The sequence below is a fragment of the Flavobacterium limnophilum genome, from assembly GCF_027111315.2.
Taxonomy (GTDB): Bacteria; Bacteroidota; Bacteroidia; order Flavobacteriales; family Flavobacteriaceae; genus Flavobacterium; species Flavobacterium limnophilum.
The window spans coordinates 1,104,644-1,124,671 of sequence record NZ_CP114289.2 but is presented as its reverse complement, the minus strand read 5'-3'; the positions used below and the strand labels follow the sequence as shown (position 1 = coordinate 1,124,671).

Annotated in this window: 10 protein-coding genes; 1 reads left to right on the top strand and 9 read right to left on the bottom strand. The window is 36.0% G+C overall.

Annotation, left to right across the window (positions count from 1 at the left end; translation table 11 throughout):
- Positions 1 to 3: 3 nt before the first annotated feature.
- From OZP13_RS04510 to OZP13_RS04470, 9 genes are all read right to left on the bottom strand, one after another.
- Positions 4 to 1,104 (bottom strand): phosphotransferase enzyme family protein, encoded by a 1,101-nt coding sequence (locus OZP13_RS04510; RefSeq protein ID WP_281298811.1) that lies wholly within the window; start codon positions 1,102 to 1,104, stop codon positions 4 to 6.
- Complete coding sequence (locus OZP13_RS04505; RefSeq protein ID WP_269242640.1) at positions 1,079 to 1,987, bottom strand: nucleotidyltransferase family protein; 909 nt, start codon at positions 1,985 to 1,987, stop codon at positions 1,079 to 1,081. The genes OZP13_RS04510 and OZP13_RS04505 overlap by 26 nt, the downstream gene beginning before the upstream one ends.
- 356 nt (positions 1,988 to 2,343) lie before the next feature.
- The gene (locus OZP13_RS04500) at positions 2,344 to 2,997 is read right to left on the bottom strand and encodes a carbohydrate-binding family 9-like protein (protein ID WP_269242638.1); all 654 of its coding nucleotides are present in this window, start codon (positions 2,995 to 2,997) and stop codon (positions 2,344 to 2,346) included.
- On the bottom strand, positions 2,994 to 3,779 hold the full coding sequence (locus OZP13_RS04495; protein ID WP_281298810.1) for an alpha/beta hydrolase: 786 nt from the start codon (positions 3,777 to 3,779) through the stop codon (positions 2,994 to 2,996). The genes OZP13_RS04500 and OZP13_RS04495 overlap by 4 nt, the downstream gene beginning before the upstream one ends.
- 84 nt (positions 3,780 to 3,863) lie before the next feature.
- Positions 3,864 to 6,026, bottom strand: coding sequence for an alginate lyase family protein (locus tag OZP13_RS04490; RefSeq protein ID WP_281298809.1), 2,163 nt, complete (start codon positions 6,024 to 6,026; stop codon positions 3,864 to 3,866).
- 45 nt (positions 6,027 to 6,071) lie between these two features.
- Complete coding sequence (locus tag OZP13_RS04485) at positions 6,072 to 7,580, bottom strand: sulfatase family protein (RefSeq protein WP_281298808.1); 1,509 nt, start codon at positions 7,578 to 7,580, stop codon at positions 6,072 to 6,074.
- Positions 7,581 to 7,638: 58 nt separating this feature from the next.
- Entirely contained in the window at positions 7,639 to 10,713 is a 3,075-nt protein-coding gene (locus OZP13_RS04480) for a chondroitinase family polysaccharide lyase (RefSeq protein ID WP_281298807.1), read from the bottom strand.
- Between the two features lie 63 nt (positions 10,714 to 10,776).
- Complete coding sequence (locus OZP13_RS04475; RefSeq protein ID WP_269242622.1) at positions 10,777 to 11,526, bottom strand: hypothetical protein; 750 nt, start codon at positions 11,524 to 11,526, stop codon at positions 10,777 to 10,779.
- Positions 11,527 to 11,878: 352 nt separating this feature from the next.
- Positions 11,879 to 15,964 carry a hybrid sensor histidine kinase/response regulator transcription factor gene (locus tag OZP13_RS04470; protein WP_281298806.1) on the bottom strand — a complete coding sequence of 1,362 codons (4,086 nt, stop codon included), beginning with the start codon at positions 15,962 to 15,964 and terminating at the stop codon, positions 11,879 to 11,881.
- Between the two features lie 938 nt (positions 15,965 to 16,902).
- On the opposite strand from OZP13_RS04470, the gene OZP13_RS04465 reads away from it, so the two are divergent.
- Positions 16,903 to 20,022 (top strand): SusC/RagA family TonB-linked outer membrane protein, encoded by a 3,120-nt coding sequence (locus OZP13_RS04465; protein WP_281298805.1) that lies wholly within the window; start codon positions 16,903 to 16,905, stop codon positions 20,020 to 20,022.
- Positions 20,023 to 20,028: the final 6 nt, after the last annotated feature.

The window sequence follows — 20,028 nt, the reverse complement described above, 5'->3', positions numbered from 1 at the left end:
TCTTTATTTATCTAAAATGTCTATTCTTTCTGAAAAGCTTTTTATTAATTTAAACTGATTTTTTGCTCGATCAAAATTATGCTCCGGATATTTGGTTTTGTAATACACGTCACCGTTCAGGTAATCGGTTAAAAAACGCAAAGCCATAATAAATATCATCGTTTTGGCCCCCAATGGAAGATATTTCAATTCCAATGGAGACAAAAAAGGCCCCATTTTTTTTAGAAATCCTTCGGTGTAGGCTTTGTAATAAGAAACGTTGAACTCCACCAAGTCCAAATTGGTTTCATCCTCGGCTGCCGTATTACAAATGGTTCGAATAGCATCGCCAAAATCATAATGTACAATCCCCGGCATCACGGTATCGGTATCAATTACACAAAGTCCCTTGTTTTTGGTGTTGAAAAGGATGTTTGATATTTTGGTATCGTTATGGGTTACACGGGTTCTTATCGCACCCGATTCTTTTAGTCCCTGGATAATGTGCATTTCTTCTTTATAATCTTCCACCAATTGAATCTGCTCTTTGGCTTTGTTCAATCGCTCCTCGGAAGCCACTTTTAAAGCCTCTTCGAATTGCATGTAGCGAAATGACATATCGTGAAACCTTGGAATGACTTCTATTAATTTGGACACGTCAAAATCGCTGGTAAGAGTTAAAAACTGCCCCATCAAACGTCCCCCTTCATAAGCTATTTCTTCATTGCTTACCGTTTCATAAGTTACGCTGTCATCAATAAAATACATCAAATTCCAATAATTCCCTTCCTCGTCTTTATGGTAAGACGCTCCGGTATTGGTTTTGGCAAAAGCCAATACGCGTCGTTTCCTCTTTTTCTTGGACAAGTCTTTCAATTTATCTTGAATATGACGACTTACTGCCACCTTGTTTTCGATAAGCCCCGGCACATCCTTGAAAACGCCGTGATTAATGCGTTGCAACACAAAAAAAGGTTTCTTCTTGGTCTTAATTAAATAGGTGTCGTTAATATGACCCGATGCTAATTCTTCATAAGAATCAAACTCGCCTTTGTGTTCAAATTTCTTGAAAATATATTCTAGTTTTTGCGCTACCATCTTACCAAAGATTACGTGGATAAACATTCTGTTTTTTTAACTCGCCTATTGCCTTTTGCACAATTTCTTTGTCTTCCTTGTAAGTAACCCCAAACCATTTGGCATCCGATTGCAACACTTCGACACTGGCAATCCTGGATTTCAATATTTCGTTGACAACAGAAGGAATATAAAATTCGGCTTTTAAATTTTCTTTGTTGGCTTCCAGGAATTCCTCGAATAATTTTTCGCCAAATTCAAAACATTTAGGTGTAAATCCCCAAAAATTCATCGAAACCACGGTGTTTTCATCGATTGGAATAAATAGTCCTTCATCGTCTTTGCGCATCAATTTGCCGTCAATCTTTTCGATATGCGTGCGCTCGGTTACATCTGTCAAATATCCATTTTCATTCACTTGACATTCTCCCCTGGAAACAAAGCCATGATCTGATACCGTGTTCTTCAACAAATACGCCATGGTATTAAATTCATAAGACTCTTTATTTTTCTCCGTCAAGGATTTTGCCATCACTTGAAAGGCTTCTTTTCCGTAAAAATCATCTGCATTGATAATGGCAAAATTTTCTTTTACCGCATCTTTGGCCATTAATAAAGCGTGTCCAGTACCCCAAGGTTTTGTTCTCTCGGGATTAATGTATTTATCGGGAACATTTTCCAGTTCTTGATATACATAAGCGACTTCTGCTTTACCTTCCAATTTTTTATTGAAAATCTCTTTGAACTCTTTTTCAAAACTCTTGCGAATTATAAATACAAATTTTCCAAATCCGGCTTGAAGTGCATCATAAAGTGAAAAATCAATAATCGTGTCGCCTTCCGGCGTAAAGGCATCTATTTGTTTCAAGCCTCCGTAGCGGCTTCCCATACCCGCAGCCAAAATCACGAGAGTTGGTTTTATCGTTTCCATATTTTTATTATTTAAAGTCTTATTTTAAGACAAATTTCATACTTATGTTCAAAATAGTAAGGGGTGAATCTATTCAATTAAGAGGGGTTTTTATAAAAAAGCAAAGAATTTCGGCTAAATAAATTACAGAAAACCAAACCTAAAAACCAAACAACCAGTATTTTAAACAAACACACCATTAAATGAGTATTCATTTTTTCAATCAAGGCTAAATTGTTGGAAAATATTTATTGAATTTATATAAGATGAAAATCAAATTGATTGGGAAAGGATTGGTTTATGTACAAAAAAGTTTCCTCGACAATTTTTAACAATTGGTTCCGTCAATTTTGAAAACACCAAAAGTTTAATAAACTTTATTGGTTTTCTAAATGCAAAACTCCAAATGAGGAAGGAGTGTGGAAATTTGGTGATTCCGTATTTGGGTTTACCCACGTAATCCAAGTAGGTTCGTAATTTCCATCCTCTTGTTTGTTGTATTTAGCCCGGTAAATTCCTGCTTCTATTTTGCCATCCTTAATCAAACCCAATTTTGTAAGCGATGCCAAACTAATGGCTATTTCAACTGTAAAATGGGTTGATTCAATAGAAGACATCACTTCAATATCGTCGCTAGGCCAATTCCAATTGAAATCAAATTGTTTGTTGGGACGCGCCTTGAAATCCATAATTCTTGATGCAGGATCAATTTCTAAACAATAATAAGGATTTAGCTCTTCATTGGTTCTAAAAAACAACTCAACCCTGTCGGATTCATTTATGCTTCTGATTGTATTGTCTGTAGTGTCAATGTGTACATCTGCATCTTCGACTTTAAAACAAAAAAACAAGGTTTCCGTATCACAAAGGGCTTTAAACTCTATTGGTTTTATTTGTTCTGAATCCCAAGGAGAACAAAAATCCAGCAGCTCATCAGCTTTATCCCACAGAGAATGACTCCCTTTTCCATTGATTGCTAGTTTTTTATGCTCTATCTGTTTTACAGTATATATTTTTAGGCTATCATTCATTTTGTAGGTGTTTTTATTTTGTTAAGCCATCTTTCAGCAAGAATTGGCCACATTTCCGCTGCCTTATTTCCGTGACGCAATCCATAACCGTGACCTCCCTCTTGAAAAGTATGTAATTCAAATGAAGCATCAGATTCTTGAAGCGCTTGTGCAATAATCAAGCTACTATTGAAATGGGGATCATCATTAGTCCCGAATATAAAAATGGGTGGCGTGTTTTTATCGAAAAACAAATCTGGGGAAAGCGTGTTATTTTTTCCTGAATCGAGATAGGCGGGATAAATTAAAAGAGTAAAATCTGGTCGACCTGAAATAGAATCCATCTCGTCAATTCCCGAATAAGAATCTTTTGAAGGAGATATGCTAGCATAAGCACATAAATTTCCACCAGCCGAAAATCCAATTAATCCCAATTGGGCGTGATTGAATTTAGAATCGCTGCGAATTATTTTGATTGCTCTTTGAAGATCATTTAACGCCCCTTTTTGATTATCCGGAACCCGATATTGGAGTACATAGGCAGTATATCCTAATGTTGTAAGCCATTGCGCAATTTCATGTCCTTCTAAATCAATAGCTAATATGCTATATGCGCCACCTGGGCAAATAATAATTCCGATGCCATTATCAACAGATGCATCAGGTTTAAAAACGTCCATTGACGGATTGGTAACTTCCGTTAATTTGGTTACTTTATTTATTGGATCAATTATCTGGGAGGAGGCTCTTTTCGCTTTATTACCATTCGGTATTTCATTGGGCCATAAAAATAATTTTTCCATAATTAAAATATTAAAAAAAGTAAACCTTCAAAAATGCAATCCTAATTTTCATGAAATAACATACGATTCATAAAATTAGACTAATCACTCTTTAATAATGGTTATTGTATTTATTTCATCATTTTTTTCGATCAACACCACTTCTCCATGTACCAAAACATCATCCACTTTAAAAAAATGTACAGCAGGTGCCGGCGAATTATGAACTACCAATAACGTATAGTTTTTATCATCTATGGACAAACAAACAGCTTCCACATCTTCGTCTTTTTGCAGCACATCATTCCTGTCATAAACAGGCTTTTTTTCATAAACTAAATTCACCTGATTTGGAAAATACAGCAAAGAAATAAAAGAAATAAACCCTGTTCTATTGATGGATAATTCGGCTCGTTTGGCCTTCTTTTTCAGGTTGTATTCTGGAGACCACCAAGAATCTTCCAATTTAATTTGGGCTGGATTAATGGGCTGGATTCTTAAATTATTATCTGCATAAGTTGTTGTCAATCCTTCCTTTTCAATTTGGATACTGTCATTTGGAAAATTAAAATATTGTGAATAAGTATGTTTACCATTTGCAGCGAAACTATCGAATAGCAACCAAATATTTGGTTTTAAATAAAGCATTCTTCGTTTCATTGCAACAGGATCTTCCAATCGTTTATAAGCAGTGTTTTCTGCTTCTGCATAATCATAATTGCTTGTCGATTTAGCATAAACCCCTTGGGAATTTGCCTCGAAAGTATTTATCCAAGAATCTTTGTAAATGGTATTAGTCAGATTGTCAACCCCCAAGGTATTATGACTTTTATTGTTTTTGAAATACTCCCGCCATTCATTGTCTACATACGTATAGCGTCCGCCATCAATCAAATAATCTTTACCGTTTGCAAATAGGGTAAAATGCAATAAATTATCGTGTCCGTGACCACAACCTAATTTTTTTAAATGAAAACTGGTATAATTGGCCTCTTGTTTCCAAGAATCACGCATATAAAAATCGCCTGAACTTTGCTGGAAAACAGATAAAAAATCAGGATCCTTTGAAATCCTATTTTCATAAATAGCATTCTTCTCCAAACCCATTATAAAAAGGGTTTCATAATCAAATTTAGTATAAGCTCTTGATTTTATTACTGGATCGTTAAATACCGTTGCTGCCAAGGTTAGCAATCCTCTTAAATCCGTATCGTCGCTATCTCCCAATAAAGGCTGATGATAATTGGGTTTTTGCCATTTTATATTGGCATACGCCATACTTTTGGTTTTTTCCACGATACTAACTGGAAGTACAATATTTTTTCTTTGTGCCAATAAATTTACATTCATAAAACAATGAAAAACTTCATTATGATACATGGGTGATTGTTCCCATTGACTTCCATCCTCTAAAATTTGAAGGTTGATACAAGTATTTAATTTATCAATAGCATCGGCTTGCCATTGGGAAGCGATTTTAAAATCATCCAAAAAAAGTGATAAATTAAAAAAACCTTGAAATTCTAAAACACCCCAATTGCTGGTTTTCGAAAAATCAGTGAAGGAACTATTCAGATAGACACCGTGTTGATACAACGATGCTAGAAATTTAGACAAAAACTCAGGCGTAATGCTTTTTGAATTTTTCACATACTCGAATGATTTTATCCAATTTTCGCATCGAATGCCCGCTTCAATACGTCGCCAAGAACGTTTTTTCAAACTATCATCCAAAGGGTTATTGTCTATCCAATGGGTAACTTGGTCCACAAAGCCTTTGGCATATTTTTCGTTCCCGGTAAGCAAATACGCTTTTCCTAAATCAATCCAATATTTGTGCCTGTTCAGCATAAAGCACCATTCTTCATCTCCATTGGGTATGGCTTTCCAATCAATAGCTCCTTGAAATTGATACGGTATGTTGGTTTTTTCCATATCCCAATCATCGCGAAACAGGAAATTATGTTTTAACACATCGTTAGCCGTTTTTAATGTTTTGGAGACTCCTATTGGATAAGTTTGTTTTATATATTTTGCATCGTCTTGGGTAACTTTTAAATACAAATTTTCCTTTTTTCGGTACAAATCCAGTAATTCCTTAAAAGCTCCTCGTTCGTCACTTTTTTGATAACATTCCTTAACCGATTTTAATTGAAGTTGCTTATAATCAAGCAGATTTAAAACGGAAGCTTTTTGAGCAAAAACTGCTGCGTATCCAATAAAGAAGATACATAAGACGAACAGGAATTCTTTTTTAGAATGATTCATAGTATTCAAATTGTTTAAAATTCTTGGATGATTCCTCTTGATCATCTACTTGCTCCCTTTTTTAATCTCTTCCAATTTTGCTTTTAACTCTTTTACTTTTTTTGGATATTTTTTGGCTAGGTTGTTCGTTTCTCCAATATCAGTACTCAAATTATATAACTGTGGCTGTTTATCGTAACCTAATTCAATATTAACCAATTCGTTCATTTTTGGGCCTTCTTTTGGTTCTATGTATTTCCAATTTCCTTGAATAATGGCCAGGTTATCCGTAAATCCTTGTTCTACTAAATATTCGCGCCCTTTGTCTGATTTTCCCAATAAAACATCAATGGTGTTCTCGCTATCATTGGGTATGCCTTCCGGAAGAATATTCAACATTTTCGAAAAAGAAGCCAGCAAATCAATTTGAGAAACCAGTGCTGGCGATACTGCCGGTTTAATGGTTTCTGGCCAGCTAACTATAAAAGGAACTCTTGTTCCTGCTTCAAACACACTGTATTTCCCTCCTCGTAAAGGTCCCCAAGGAGTGTGTCCATTGAGTCGTGTCACTGCCCCATCCACATAACCGTCATCCAAAACGGGACCATTGTCACTTGAAAAAACAATGATGGTATTTTTATCCAAACCTAAAAGTTTTAACTCTTTCATAATCTCGCCAACCGACCAATCCAATTGAAGAATGGCATCACCACGATAACCCAATCCACTTTTATCTTTAAACATCGTCGAAGGCATTCTTGGTACATGGGGCTCCGTCAAAGTATAAAAAAGAAAGAATGGATTCTTTTGATTGACTTCAATAAAATCTTTTGCTTTTGATAAAAAAGTCAAGGGCATTTCTTCATCCGTCCAGCGTGCTTGGTGACCTCCAGACATATAACCAATTCGACCAATGCCATTTACAATCGTATTGTTATGTCCTTGTCCCGGCGAAGATTTCATTTTCAACAATTCGGGATGTTCCAATCCAGTTGGGTCATTGTCTACTTTGTTTACATAATCAACTTGAATTGGGTCGGCAGGATCTAAAGCCACTATTCTATGGTTTTCCAAAAATACGGTTGGCACACGATCGGCGGTTGCGGGAAAAATAAAGGAATAATCAAAACCGGTTTCGTTGGGCCCCGGCTTTAACTCTCCGTTCCAGTTTTTCTCCACTGCATCGCCAATACCTAAATGCCATTTGCCTACTATACCTGTATTATAACCAGCTTGCTTGAAAACTTTTGGTAACGTAGGTTTATCGGTTGGAATAATTAAAGCGGCATCGCCCGGCAAAATCTCCGTTCCACTTTTGCGCCAAGGGTATTGCCCTGTCATAATAGCGTATCGAGAAGGAGTACAGGTTGCTGAAGTAGCATGAGCATTGGAAAATTGTATCCCTTGCTTTGCCAATTTATCAAGATTGGGTGTGCTTAATTTTGTGGCACCATAGCAACTCAAGTCGCCATATCCTAAATCATCGGTTAAAATAAAAATAACATTAGGTTTTTGCTGGGCATTAATCGAAAGTGCCGCTAACAGGCTAATCGCCAAACTAATTATTTTTTTCATAAGGTATTATTTAAACGAGTTGTATGACTGAATAAAAACTTGTCATTGCATAGGGTGATTATTTTTTCACCAAATTAAACTTGGAAGGCAAGCCATCTTTACAATTAACAACTATTGTTGTCACATCGGCAGCATTATCAACGGCAAGAACTGTGTCGGTGATTGAAGTTGTCCATTTTCCTTTTAACGTTATTGTCAGCTTGACGGCCGTGCTGTAATTCCTGTATTTTCCCGTTTCATATTCTGGAAAATTCAAATCCGGTTGCACGGCACTAATGGTCAAGTTAGATGGATTGTCTTGACGAACCATGATCAAGGATGGATCCGAAACTTCTTTTAAAACCCCTTTTTCCAAATTTTTATCGGCTTCAAAAATCACGTAACCAGTTGTCGCAGTTTTGTTATCTAAAACGATGTGCGCCATATTGTCTGCTCTCAAAATTGAATAGGATTTGTCTTCCTTGATTCTGCTTCCAAACTTCTGTAAATTGTTGGCCTCTTGAAATGGATAAATAACATATTGATAAGAAGCATCGGTTGGCGCCAAACCGTGGTCTATCCAAGCCGTTGCATAATTGCCTTCTGTTTCTTTAACGCCTTTTGCCTTGGGATTTATGTTGCCAGTTCGAACAGAATACCTGTTTTCATACGAATGTTGGTTTTCTTTCTTGATTTGTACCGGCGTATTGGACAGAATGTGGTACCCATTTCCGTAAGGATCAATTAACCAACTCCCCGATTTTGAATTTTGTGAAAGTTCCGTTTTAAAAGGAAACTTGGTAATAGTTTCAGACGAGGTATATATTGGATCTTTTGTATCTTTTAAAAAGGTCTGAAACAGGTTGGTTTGGGTTGGATTTTTTCCGTCAATGCTCGAAATATTTGTACCTATGCAAATGAGCTTGTCACCAAAAGAAAACACCGACTTTTTAGCTTTTAGTTTCCCGGGATAGCCTACTTTGGTTTCAGGACCATCGGCATTGGAGCCTTTGCTTTCGTTAAGAATCATTCCAAAAATACCGTTGCCATCCAATTCCGTGGCACCTGCGAATGTTTCGACAGACCTAAACATAATTAAAGGCATTTCTGATTCCAATTCTGCCAAAGGCAAATAAATGATGGTTCCTCCCGGATAACGATTCCAATCCCAACCTTCTTGTTGAAATCCGCTTCCTTTTTCTCCCTTGTCGTTCAACAATTGAATGGTTCCATTAGCCGGATATCGTCCGTACCTGTTTTCGTCCACATATATTTCAGAGGCCCAAACATATTTGCTGTAGCCTTTGATTATGGCTGCCCAATTGTTGTTTCTTTGTATGGCCGTGGCGCCATAAGGCAGTGTATGATAGCCCGATAATTTTTCACTTTCAATCCCATTTAAATTCGTAAAAAGAGCCGTGTTTAAAGCATCCTCTTTTCCCCAAAGCCTCAAATAAGCGGCAGCCACCTCTTTATCAATTTTTGAAGTTCCTTCCGGGTTTCCTGACAATGCCATCAATAGATATTGATTTTTTAACGATGCAATACCATTGTCTTCCAGTGGATGACGACCGGCGTTTGCAAAACCCCAATCGTATAATTGGCTGTACATTCTGGTAGTCAAAAAAGCTTTTTTGAAATTTTCGTGTCCTTTTTGTTGGATACGGAATTTGGTTCCCGACAAAGTTCTAATTACTTTGGGAACGGTTTGAAATGCTCCGATTCCATAAGCAGGATAATGCCCGTTATGATGCCATGAGGTACCGTCAATTTTGAATCCCCATTCTTCGTTTTGTTGTGCCAAAGTGGTAGAGATGTAGTTTGAATAGGCATTTAATAAAGTAACCTGCTTTTCTTGATCTTCCATCAAGAAAATGAGCATCAAGTGGTAGTACGATTGGGTGTTCAAATAATCAATGTTGACATGGAATTTTTTTTCATCGTCCAACACAATTCCCAAATTAAACAACCAATGCAAGCTCGCTCCCACCTCGTTTAACAGTCCTTCTTTTTTCAATGTGCCTCTCATGATATAAAATGCTTCGGTAATTTCCCTGACATTGTATCCAATATGATGACGCGTGCCTCCTGAGGAACCTGCTTGCCAGCCTTGATCCAAAAAGTATTTGGTGCCTGATAAGAACATTTTTTCAATTTCCTGTTTTTGCAAGGCATCGGTACGGTCATAAAAACTGGCCAACTTTTTTAATACTTTGCCTAAATCCTGAATGTCATTGAAGCGATTTGGTCCTTGCTGTTTCTGGTCAAAATATTCTTGATCTTCTTTAAAAGTCAGCGGTGGTCCAGTTACTGTCTTGCCATTATCATTTAAATCAAGTTTTTGAAATAAATCATTGAGGGTATTCATATAAACTTTGTATTTTTTGTCTATACGAAGATCGTCATCCATTAGCTTTTCGAACTTTTGCAAGTCCATTTTATCCGCCGTGGAAATAGGTGTTTTTTCCAAATTTCGAATTCTTTCATAATTGCTTGCCAGTGGCATCCAATGATCTTCCCCTTCTATTTGGTCTTTTTTGATAAAGGGCACCAATAAATCGGGATATTGGTGTCTATCGTCTTGGAATTGCGAAAAAATAATGTCGTCAAAATATAGTTTTCCGCTTTTGGCAGTAGTGCTTATTTTAAAATAATCATAATCTACGGCTGCTCCTTTTTTGGGCTTGTTGCCTTGCATTTCATAGAAAGGTACCCAAATATGTCTCCAACCTTTGAAAGAAAGTGCTAGGTCAAACCAAACTTCCGGTTTTCCATTTTTTTCGTAAGAGATTGTTATTTTTCCATCTTGAGGCACTTCATTGTATAATGACATTATGAGTGTTGGACTTGCCGGAAAATGATTCCCATATTTAAGTGGACTCTCTTTATGGGTCAATATCTTGAAATTGGAAGTGCCGAAAGAGCTTTTGCCTTTCCACTCCCATTGCAATGCGGATTTTCCATACTTATGGTGGTCAGTGCTTAAAGACAAATTACTGTTTACTTTATTGTAAGAAGCCAAACTACTCCCTGATTCGAATGACTCTACGGCAGGTTTTGCTTTTTCTTGGGAAAAACTTGTGGTTGCAACAAGAAGTAGCATCAATGTAAAAACAATATGCTTTTTGTTGTCTGATATCGATCGTGCATTCATAAACTTATGATTAATTGTTATATTTTCTATTTGTTAAAATGAATTCTTCCTAAAACTATACTGTTATATAGCCGTTTTATTTTCAAGACTATTGAGTTTTGTTCCTTTTATCGTCCAATCTTCAAACCAAACACTTTTGGCATTATTTACTTTACCCCTACTTTCAAAATTACTTACCAATACCAAATCTCCCATCAATCCATCTTTGGTCACCTGTTTTTTGGAAATGCTTGCCAAAACTTTTCCTGTTTCAATATCAAGGGTTGAAAAATCGATAGTGTAATGATTTTTAATTGGAGTCACCACAATCTTTAAGTCCAATCCTTTTGGCAAAGCATTGATGACTTCCTGGTTTTTATGGTTGGGACTTGGCTCGCCAATAAATAATGCCCCATTGGTGCAAACGCCTATTTTTATGCCATTATAAAGTTTAGCACGATTTCCATAATTTAAAAATTTACCTTTTGAACCTATGCTAAATCCAGCCCAATTAGTATTTCGATGGGATAACGCTTGATTAAAAAAACCAACACGAACCGTCATTTCCAAAGTGCCTCTTTGGTTTCCCAATTCTCTTGTCAACAATTGCAAATTTCTATTTTCGTCACTAACCAAACATTCTATTCGGTTATCTGAAACCTGCCAATCTTTTAAAGCAGTGGGACGATATTCCGAACCTGCCAAAGTAGGCGTTTCAATGTCTCCAAAATCACTTTCAAACCTCTCGTTCCCTTCTTTATTACAACCGGTCAATAGGGCACTCAAGAATACCATCAAAAAGAATACTGTTTTATAGGAGATGTTCGTCTTCATCTATTATATTTTTTTTTGTTATCAAATAAGCTGGCGGAAACTTCAGTCCTATTATTTGGTTATTTGGACAGACTCCTAAAACAAACAAGTTTTGAGTAATTCTTTTTATGACATTCTATTTTCGCTGATGTAAAATTACACTCGAAATGTTTTTTTGTAGGGGGGTATCTATTCTTAAAAGGGTGAATTACTGGGCATTTTTATTAATTTTAACCCTAAAAATAAACATATCCACTTCACTGACAATGTTATAAAAAAAAATAGCAGGAGTGTCCCGCTATTTTTCTTGTGCCAAAATCTTCTTTTATTTAAAAAGGCATATTCTAAACTTTTAGTATTTAAAACTTGACCTTTAAACATCTTGTTCCGAATCGGTGGAAGCATTCGTTTTTGAATTGTCGGCGTGGTTGGCTCGGTATTGCGAAGGCAATTCGTTAAATAATTTTTGAAAGGATATCCTGAAATGTTTTAAATCGTTAAAACCAAGATCGAAGGCAATTTCCGAAATGCTCAATTGGGATTTCAAGATTAACTGGCCTGCCCTTTTTAGTTTAATGGTTCTTATAAACTCTGTTATGGACTGATCGGTTAATGCTTTTAATTTTCTGTATAACACGGAACGACTCATGTTCATTTCAGAGATGAAATCATTGATGGTGTACTCTGCGTTGGTCATGTTTTGTTCTATTAAATCAATGGCCTTTTGCAAAAACATTTCATCGGCAGAAGTCGCCGTTAGTTCTTTAGGTTCCAGAATCGTGTCTATCTTGAATTTTTCAATAAGACTCTTTCTGGATTTTAATATGTTGTTTACTCGAACTTCCAGCAAGTTTGTATCAAAAGGTTTTGTTATGTAAGCATCAGCCCCCGTCGTATAACCCGATTTTTGGGATTCTTCGGAAGTTTTGGCCGTCAAGAGTATTACCGGAATATGACTCGTTAAAATATTGGTCTTGATTTTGGAGCATAATTCAATACCATCCATTACCGGCATCATGACGTCACTGATAATTAAATCGATACTGTTTTTGTTCGCAATATCCAGGGCTTTTTGTCCATTTTCAGCTTCATAAACAGTATAATTGGTCTTAAATATATTCTTGATGAATGTTCTCACTTCTTTGTTGTCCTCCACTATCAATAGTATTGGAAGCGATTTGTCCTTATCCATTCCTTCTTCAATTGTTTCGTTGTCCGACAAATTGTCCATCAAATAATTGGGTTTGTCCAAGTAAAACGAACTCTCATTATCAATGGTATCTGCAGTGCTGTCCACAATTTTATCTTCTTTCAAATGGTCTTTTCCCAAAGGCAACAACACGATAAATGAGGTGCCTTCCCCTTCGCTGCTTATGGCTTTGATGATTCCTTTATGAAGTTTTACGATGTTTTTTGCCAAGGCCAAACCTATGCCTGTTCCTGTTCCGGATCGCACATTTTCGTCTTCTTCCAATCGATAGAATCGATCAAAAATGTATTTCAGGTTCTTTTGGGGAATGCCTTTTCCGCTGTCTCGAATTACCAGTTCCAAGAAATTTGTAGGATTTCCTCTTTTATTGTTTGCAACTGTGGTCGATAACGCAATGGATATTTCACCTCCATTCGGCGTAAACTTGAACGCATTGGACAGCAAATTGTATATTACTTTTTTTAGATTGATGGTGTCGAACCAGACTTCAATATCTTGACTCGATGCTTGAAAGGAATACTTGATCTGCTTTTCTTTGGCCAATTCCTCAAAAGAGAGTTTTATGTTTTCCACAAAAGGAACAATATTGTTTTTGGAAGCTTTCAGTTGCAATTTACCCGATTCGCTTTTTCTAAAATCCAGCAACTGATTCACTAGCTGGAGCAATACGCTGGCATTTCTATGCATCGTCTCGTGCTGTTCTTGAATGAAAGCATTTCCCATTTTTTTGGCCAACATTCGTTCCAAAGGCCCAATAATCAAGGTTAACGGCGTACGGAAATCGTGTGAAATATTGGTAAACAACTGCAATTTCAATTGGTTGATTTCTTCTATTTTTTCTTTTTCAAGGCGTTCTTGTTTTAATTCATTTTTTTCGTGAATTCGCAACAAACTGTACTTTCTGATAACCAATAAGGCTGCGATAAAGAGCATTAAATAAATAAGATAAGCCCACCAAGTTCTCCACGGCGCTGGAAGTATTCTAACATTGATCGAATCTCCTTTTTCATTCCATAATCCATCACTGTTGGAGGCTTTGACTTTAAATACATAGTCCCCGGCATCAATGTTGGTATAGGTTGCCGATTTTTTGTTTCCTATATAAATCCAATCTTTGTCAAATCCTTCCAATTTGTAGGCATACTGATTTTTGTTGGGTTGCGAGTAACTTAAAGCCACAAAATTGAAACTAAAATCATTTTGATTGTACTTGAGTTCAATTTCATTTTCAGCCTCATTTTTTTCTAAAAACGGCTTATTGTTTACAAGAATCGATGCTATGTAAACCGGAGGAATAAATGCATTTTCAACAATGCTGTTGGGGTTGAAAAAATTGATTCCATTTTCCCCGCCAAACATCAGGTTGCCATTTTTCAGTTTTAAGAAAGAGCCGTAATTGAATTCATTCCCCAAAAGCCCATCGGAAACATCAAAATTTTTAAATTGATGGGACGTGAAATTAAAACGACTTAAACCATGATTGGTACTGATCCATAGATTATTGTAATCATCCGCCAAGATTCCATAAATAACCTCGTTGGGCAATCCTTGGGGAATTCCGTATTTTGAACTTTTTTTGGAAGCCGTATTGTAATAATACAAACCATCACCTTCCGTGGCAATCCAAAGGTTTTTATTGGCATCTTCGTAAGCATAAAGTGTCGCGCTTGTGTTGTACAAATCCTTTTTAACTTTATAATGAATGGGGGTCATTTTACGGGTAGTACAATTAACTTTGGCCAGCCCTTTATTTCCAGCGATTAATAAAACATTATTGTCGGAAGTTTTTGTAATGGAAAAAATAATGGCACCAATATATTCTGAAGGATCCTGTATTCTTGTGATGGATTTTGAGTCATTCTCCAACACATTAATTCCTCCTCCAGAAGTACCAATCCAGATGTTGTTTTTGTAATCTTCAAATAATGAAATAATCCTGTTGTTGCTTAAACTCCTGTTATCGCCGGCTATGCTTGTATATTTTTTAAATTGTAAAGGTTTTTGTTTTGGATTCAAAAAATTAAGACCGCCATCGTGTGTACCAATCCAAAAATTTCCGCTTTTGGTTTGAATTATCGATTTTACATTGTCGGTACTCAGGCTATTGGGGTCGTTATCATTGTGTTTGTAATAATTGAACAATCCCGTTTTCCTGTTCAAAAAATTGATGCCGCCGCCTTCTGTTCCAATCCATAAATTTTGATCCGGGTCTTCAATTATCGAACTTACCACCTTGTAATTCAGTTTTGAATTGTTGGTTCCTGCAGAAAAATTCTTGAACAAATCATAACTTCGGTCGTAAAAATTAATTCCCCCAGCATAAGTCCCTACCCAAATATTGGCTTGGCTGTCTTCAAATATTTTATAAACAGAATTTTGACTTAAACTATATGGATTGTTCTCGTCGTGAAGCGTATGCACAATCGAACTTTTGTTGCTGTTCATTATATAAAGCCCATTGTAAGTGCCCACCCATAAATTGCCTAAATAATCTTGTTGAATAGTCCTAACTTCGGCAACAATATTTAAAACGCTACCCGATGGCAGGACAAATTGCTCGAAAACATTCTTCTTTTTATTTAAAAGCGCCAAACCTCCTCTATGCCCTAGCCATAAATTTTTATCATTATCCTGGTAAATAATTGGAAATTCAATGGGAATACTATTTGCACCATTTCGAATATTCGAATAATGGATTTTTATTTTCCTTTTGGGGTCATAAAAATCGACACCCGTATTGGTACAAATCCATAAAGCACCGTCACTGGTTTTCAATAAATTCCTTGTAACATCATTTGAATCCTTTTTTTTATTGTCGATAATGTCATAACGGCTAAATGTACCCTTTTTGGTATCGAATTTTTTCAAACCAAAACCTGTCCCTAACCATAGATAATCTTTGTTGTATGAAACAATGCTCCAAATTTCGTTGGCCGATTCGTTTTGGGTTTTACCTAAATTCTGGCTATATCTTTTAAAAGAGTCTTTGTCGGCAATATATTTGTTTAAACCATTATTGGTTCCTACCCATAAATTGTTGTATTCGTCCTCATACAAGAACCTGATATAACTGTTGCTAAGACTGCCCGAATCTTGGGAATTGTATCGGTATTTTTTGAAGGTATATCCGTCGTATCGATTTAATCCGTCTCTGGTTCCAAACCATAAAAAACCTTTGTGATCCTGCAATACACATATCACGGAGCTTTGGGACAAACCTTCTTCTAGGGATAAATGCTTGAACTTCAAATTTTTAAAACCACTTACACTTTGTCCAAAAAGGGAGCATGCCAATAGATTAAAAAAAATAAATAACAGGATACTTCTTAATTTCATGTTTGTCGTGCTTACGTATATAAAATTTAAAAATAAAAGTAGTTAATTTAACGTTTAAAGTTATCAAATTTACTCTTTAATTAGTTAAGTTGCTTTGTTGTTTCCTTTTACAATAGCTTAAATTATCGCTGAATAATTTTCGTATTGTCTGAGATTTTGAAAAGAACCATTTGCAAATTTATTCAAAATAAAATTCTTGACAGCCTCTCTTTGACCCGATATGTTTAATGCATTCTCCAGTGTGAACCTGAATAAATAACCTAAACAAACCCATAAACTAAATCACTAATTAAAATCTGGGTGCAACATACTTGCCTCAAGGATCGAAATTAAAAAATCAATAATTATAAAATTTAAATTGGCTTGTCAATAAAATCAAAATTACTTCTATAAATGATTTACAAAAGAGGGTATTGGGTCTAGTTAAGGGGGTAGATTGAACGGCTTCGAAAGCCAACTTCACCACTTTTCAATAATTACGAGATAGAATCTAGCTGCACAAAAATTTTCCGGAATATCAATGTATTCGCTTAATTTTACTTTCTTTTGTCATAAGTATGGCTTCTAAAAAATTTCATTTTAATGATTCATTTCAACAATAACTGATTACGTTCTTAGGATGGAATATATAGTTAAAAAAACAGGCCAATAATCCGAGTTTTTGTGGACTTTTATAAATTGACAGGACTAATTATACCCCTTCAAAGAACTACTAACCCCGCTTTGCATTCTATTCATATTGATAATTTTACAACATTAAAAAAACATATTAATATAATCAATCAAATGTTATGAACCCAAAAAACCAAAACAAATTTCAGAAAAAGTCTTTTGTGTCCGTTTTTAAAGTTATGATTACTGCCTTTCTGCTTTTAGCTGCTCCAGTTGTCATGAACGCACAAAACAAATTAATTACCGGAAAAGTCACCGATGACCATAATGGAACACTTCCAGGAGTGACAGTTACAATCAAAGGAACCCAAAAAGGAACCTTGACCGACAGTGATGGGAAATATTCCATTAAGGTCAATGCTACTGACATACTGGTTTATTCATTTATGGGATATGAGTCAAGTACCCTTGCAGTGGGCAACAAAAGTGTCATCAATATCTCTTTAAAGTCATCGACTACCGGACTTGAGGAAGTAGTTGTAGTGGGTTATGGCACCATAAAAAGAAAGGATATCACTGGTTCAGTTTCTAACGTAGCCGTAAATGAAATACAAATGGCTCCGGTACGCTCTATTGACGAAGCCCTAGCCGGACGTGCTGCCGGTGTACAGGTAACCTCGTCAGACGGACAACCAGGAGCTTCAACTAATATTGTGATTAGAGGGAACAACTCTGTTACTCAAAACAACTCTCCTTTGTACGTAATTGATGGATTTTTAATTGAAAACCCGGATAACAATATAATCAACCCAAATGATGTTGAATCCATCAATATCTTGAAAGATGCCTCGGCAACAGCTATATATGGAGCCAGAGGTGCCAATGGCGTAATCGTGATTACAACAAAAAAAGGTAAAAAAGGGGCACCGGTATTTAACTTCGACACCTCATACGGTTTTCAAGAGAATCTAAAAACAATGGATTTAATGGATCCCTATGAATTTGTAAAATACCAAATAGAATTAGATCCTACACCGGTTTCTGGAAACGCTTATAAATCTCCTACCCAAGTGTATTTGACCGATGGAAAAACATTGGACTATTACAAAACTGTTGAAGGTATCGATTGGCAAGACAAAGTGACTGAAACTGCTCCAATTAAAAATTACAATCTATCCATTAGAGGAGGAAACGAAAACACAAAATATGCCTTTTCAGGATCTGTAACTGACCAAGATGGAATTATAATTAATTCCAACTATAAACGATATCAAGGTAGATTGGTGGTAGATCAAAATTTGTCCAAGAAAGTAAAAATTGGAATTAATACTAATTATAGCCACTTAGAACAATCAGGAGCAAGTCCTTCCATATCCACAGCTAGTGCAACGACCAATATTATGGTATCTGTTTGGGGATCCAGGCCTGTTTATAATGGCGAAGTTTCCGATGACCAATTACAGGATCCAGACGTAAATCCTGCCAATGATTATCGCGTAAATCCATACCTTAATTTACAAAACCTATACCGTTTAAAAACCACGAATAATTTAAACTCCAATGCTTATTTAGAATATCTTATTCTTCCTGAACTAAAATTTAGAACGAGTAGCGGAATCATCGAAAACAGGGTAGAAAATGACCTCTTCAACAACTCACAAACACAGTACGGATATCCCGGCAGTGCAAATGGAATAAATGGATCCATTCAATATTCCCAATTTAGCAATTGGTTAAATGAAAACACGCTGACCTGGAATAAAAAATTCAATAAAAAACATACCATAAATGCCGTGGGAGGTTTTACAATACAAAAACAAAAAAGTAAAACTTACGGCACAAGTGCCAACCAAATTCCAGCCGACAAAGAAGATTTAGGATTAGACGGGCTACAATATGGTACCCAATTAAGGGTAGATACATTCGAATCACTTTGGAGCATGGCTTCCTTCTTGGCCAGGGTAAATTATAATTATGCCTCCAAATATTATTTTACGGCCTCCATGAGAGCAGATGGTTCGTCAAAATTCCCTACTGAAAACCATTGGGGATATTTCCCTTCGGCAGCTCTGTCTTGGACATTTAAAAACGAAAAATTCCTTAAAAACAGCAAAATCCTTTCCGACGGTAAAATACGTACCAGTTATGGAAAAACTGGAAACAACAGAGTGGGCGATTTTGATTACTTGACTATCTATTACAACCCAATTAGCAATAGTTACGTTTTTAATAATCAATATGTTTCTGGAACAGTTGCCACCAATTTAGGAAATTCAAAATTAAAATGGGAAACAACAGAACAAAAAGACATTGGACTTGATTTGGGTTTTCTCAAACAACGAATTACTCTTTCAATAGATGCTTACAGCAAAAAAACAATCGATTTATTGTTAAGCGCTAATCTTCCATTGTCATCCGGTTTTAGTACCGCCCTAAAAAATGTGGGCCAGATGCAAAATCAAGGACTTGAGTTTACTCTTGATACTAAAAACATTGACACAAAAAATTTCTCATGGACGAGTTCCTTTAATATCTCCTTCAACAAAAGTAAAGTGTTGGCTTTAAATGATAATCAAACAAACTTGCAAAGTAGCATTCCTTGGGATAATATATGGCAAAACGTTCCTGCCTATATTGCAAAAGTAGGGTCGCCATTAGGTGAAATGTACGGATATATATCTGACGGAACCTACAAATATGACGATTTCAACAATAACAATGGAATTTATACCTTAAAACCAGAAATCACAACAAATGGGAATACCAGAGCCAATATTCAACCTGGAGACATCAAATACAAAGATTTGAATGGTGACGGCGTTGTCAATTCATCTGATTATACGGTTATTGGTCACGGTTTACCAAAAAATACTGGTGGATTTAGCAATAATTTCAGATACAAAGGCTTTGACTTAAACGTATTTTTTCAATGGTCTTATGGAAATGACATTTTAAATGCAAACCGTATTCTTTTTGAAGGAAACACTAAAAGCCTTACCTATTTCAATCAATTTGCCAGCTACGAAAATAGATGGACTCCCGAAAACCCAAATTCCGACATTTTCCGAACCAAAGGTTTTTACGGAGGAGGTTATTCCTCTCAATTTGTTGAAGACGGTTCTTACTTGAGACTGAAAACAGTTTCTTTTGGTTACAATCTGGATACCAACTTTTTAAGAAAAATGCATCTAAAAGCAATGAGAGTATACTGTTCTGGTCAAAACTTGGCAACTTGGACAAAATATTCAGGTGGAGATCCCGAAGTCAATACATACAATTCGGCTTTAACTTCTGGATTTGATTTTTCTGCTTATCCCAGAGCACGTGTCATTTCTTTTGGAACAAACATCAGTTTTTAAACAAAA

Coding starts and splice junctions, on each gene's coding strand:
- OZP13_RS04500 (WP_269242638.1), bottom strand. CDS start 2,997: ATGAATGATAGCCTAAAAATATATACTGTAAAACAGATAGAGCATAAA.
- OZP13_RS04465 (WP_281298805.1), top strand. CDS start 16,903: ATGATTACTGCCTTTCTGCTTTTAGCTGCTCCAGTTGTCATGAACGCA.
- OZP13_RS04495 (WP_281298810.1), bottom strand. CDS start 3,779: ATGGAAAAATTATTTTTATGGCCCAATGAAATACCGAATGGTAATAAA.
- OZP13_RS04490 (WP_281298809.1), bottom strand. CDS start 6,026: ATGAATCATTCTAAAAAAGAATTCCTGTTCGTCTTATGTATCTTCTTT.
- OZP13_RS04510 (WP_281298811.1), bottom strand. CDS start 1,104: ATGTTTATCCACGTAATCTTTGGTAAGATGGTAGCGCAAAAACTAGAA.
- OZP13_RS04480 (WP_281298807.1), bottom strand. CDS start 10,713: ATGAATGCACGATCGATATCAGACAACAAAAAGCATATTGTTTTTACA.
- OZP13_RS04505 (WP_269242640.1), bottom strand. CDS start 1,987: ATGGAAACGATAAAACCAACTCTCGTGATTTTGGCTGCGGGTATGGGA.
- OZP13_RS04485 (WP_281298808.1), bottom strand. CDS start 7,580: ATGAAAAAAATAATTAGTTTGGCGATTAGCCTGTTAGCGGCACTTTCG.
- OZP13_RS04475 (WP_269242622.1), bottom strand. CDS start 11,526: ATGAAGACGAACATCTCCTATAAAACAGTATTCTTTTTGATGGTATTC.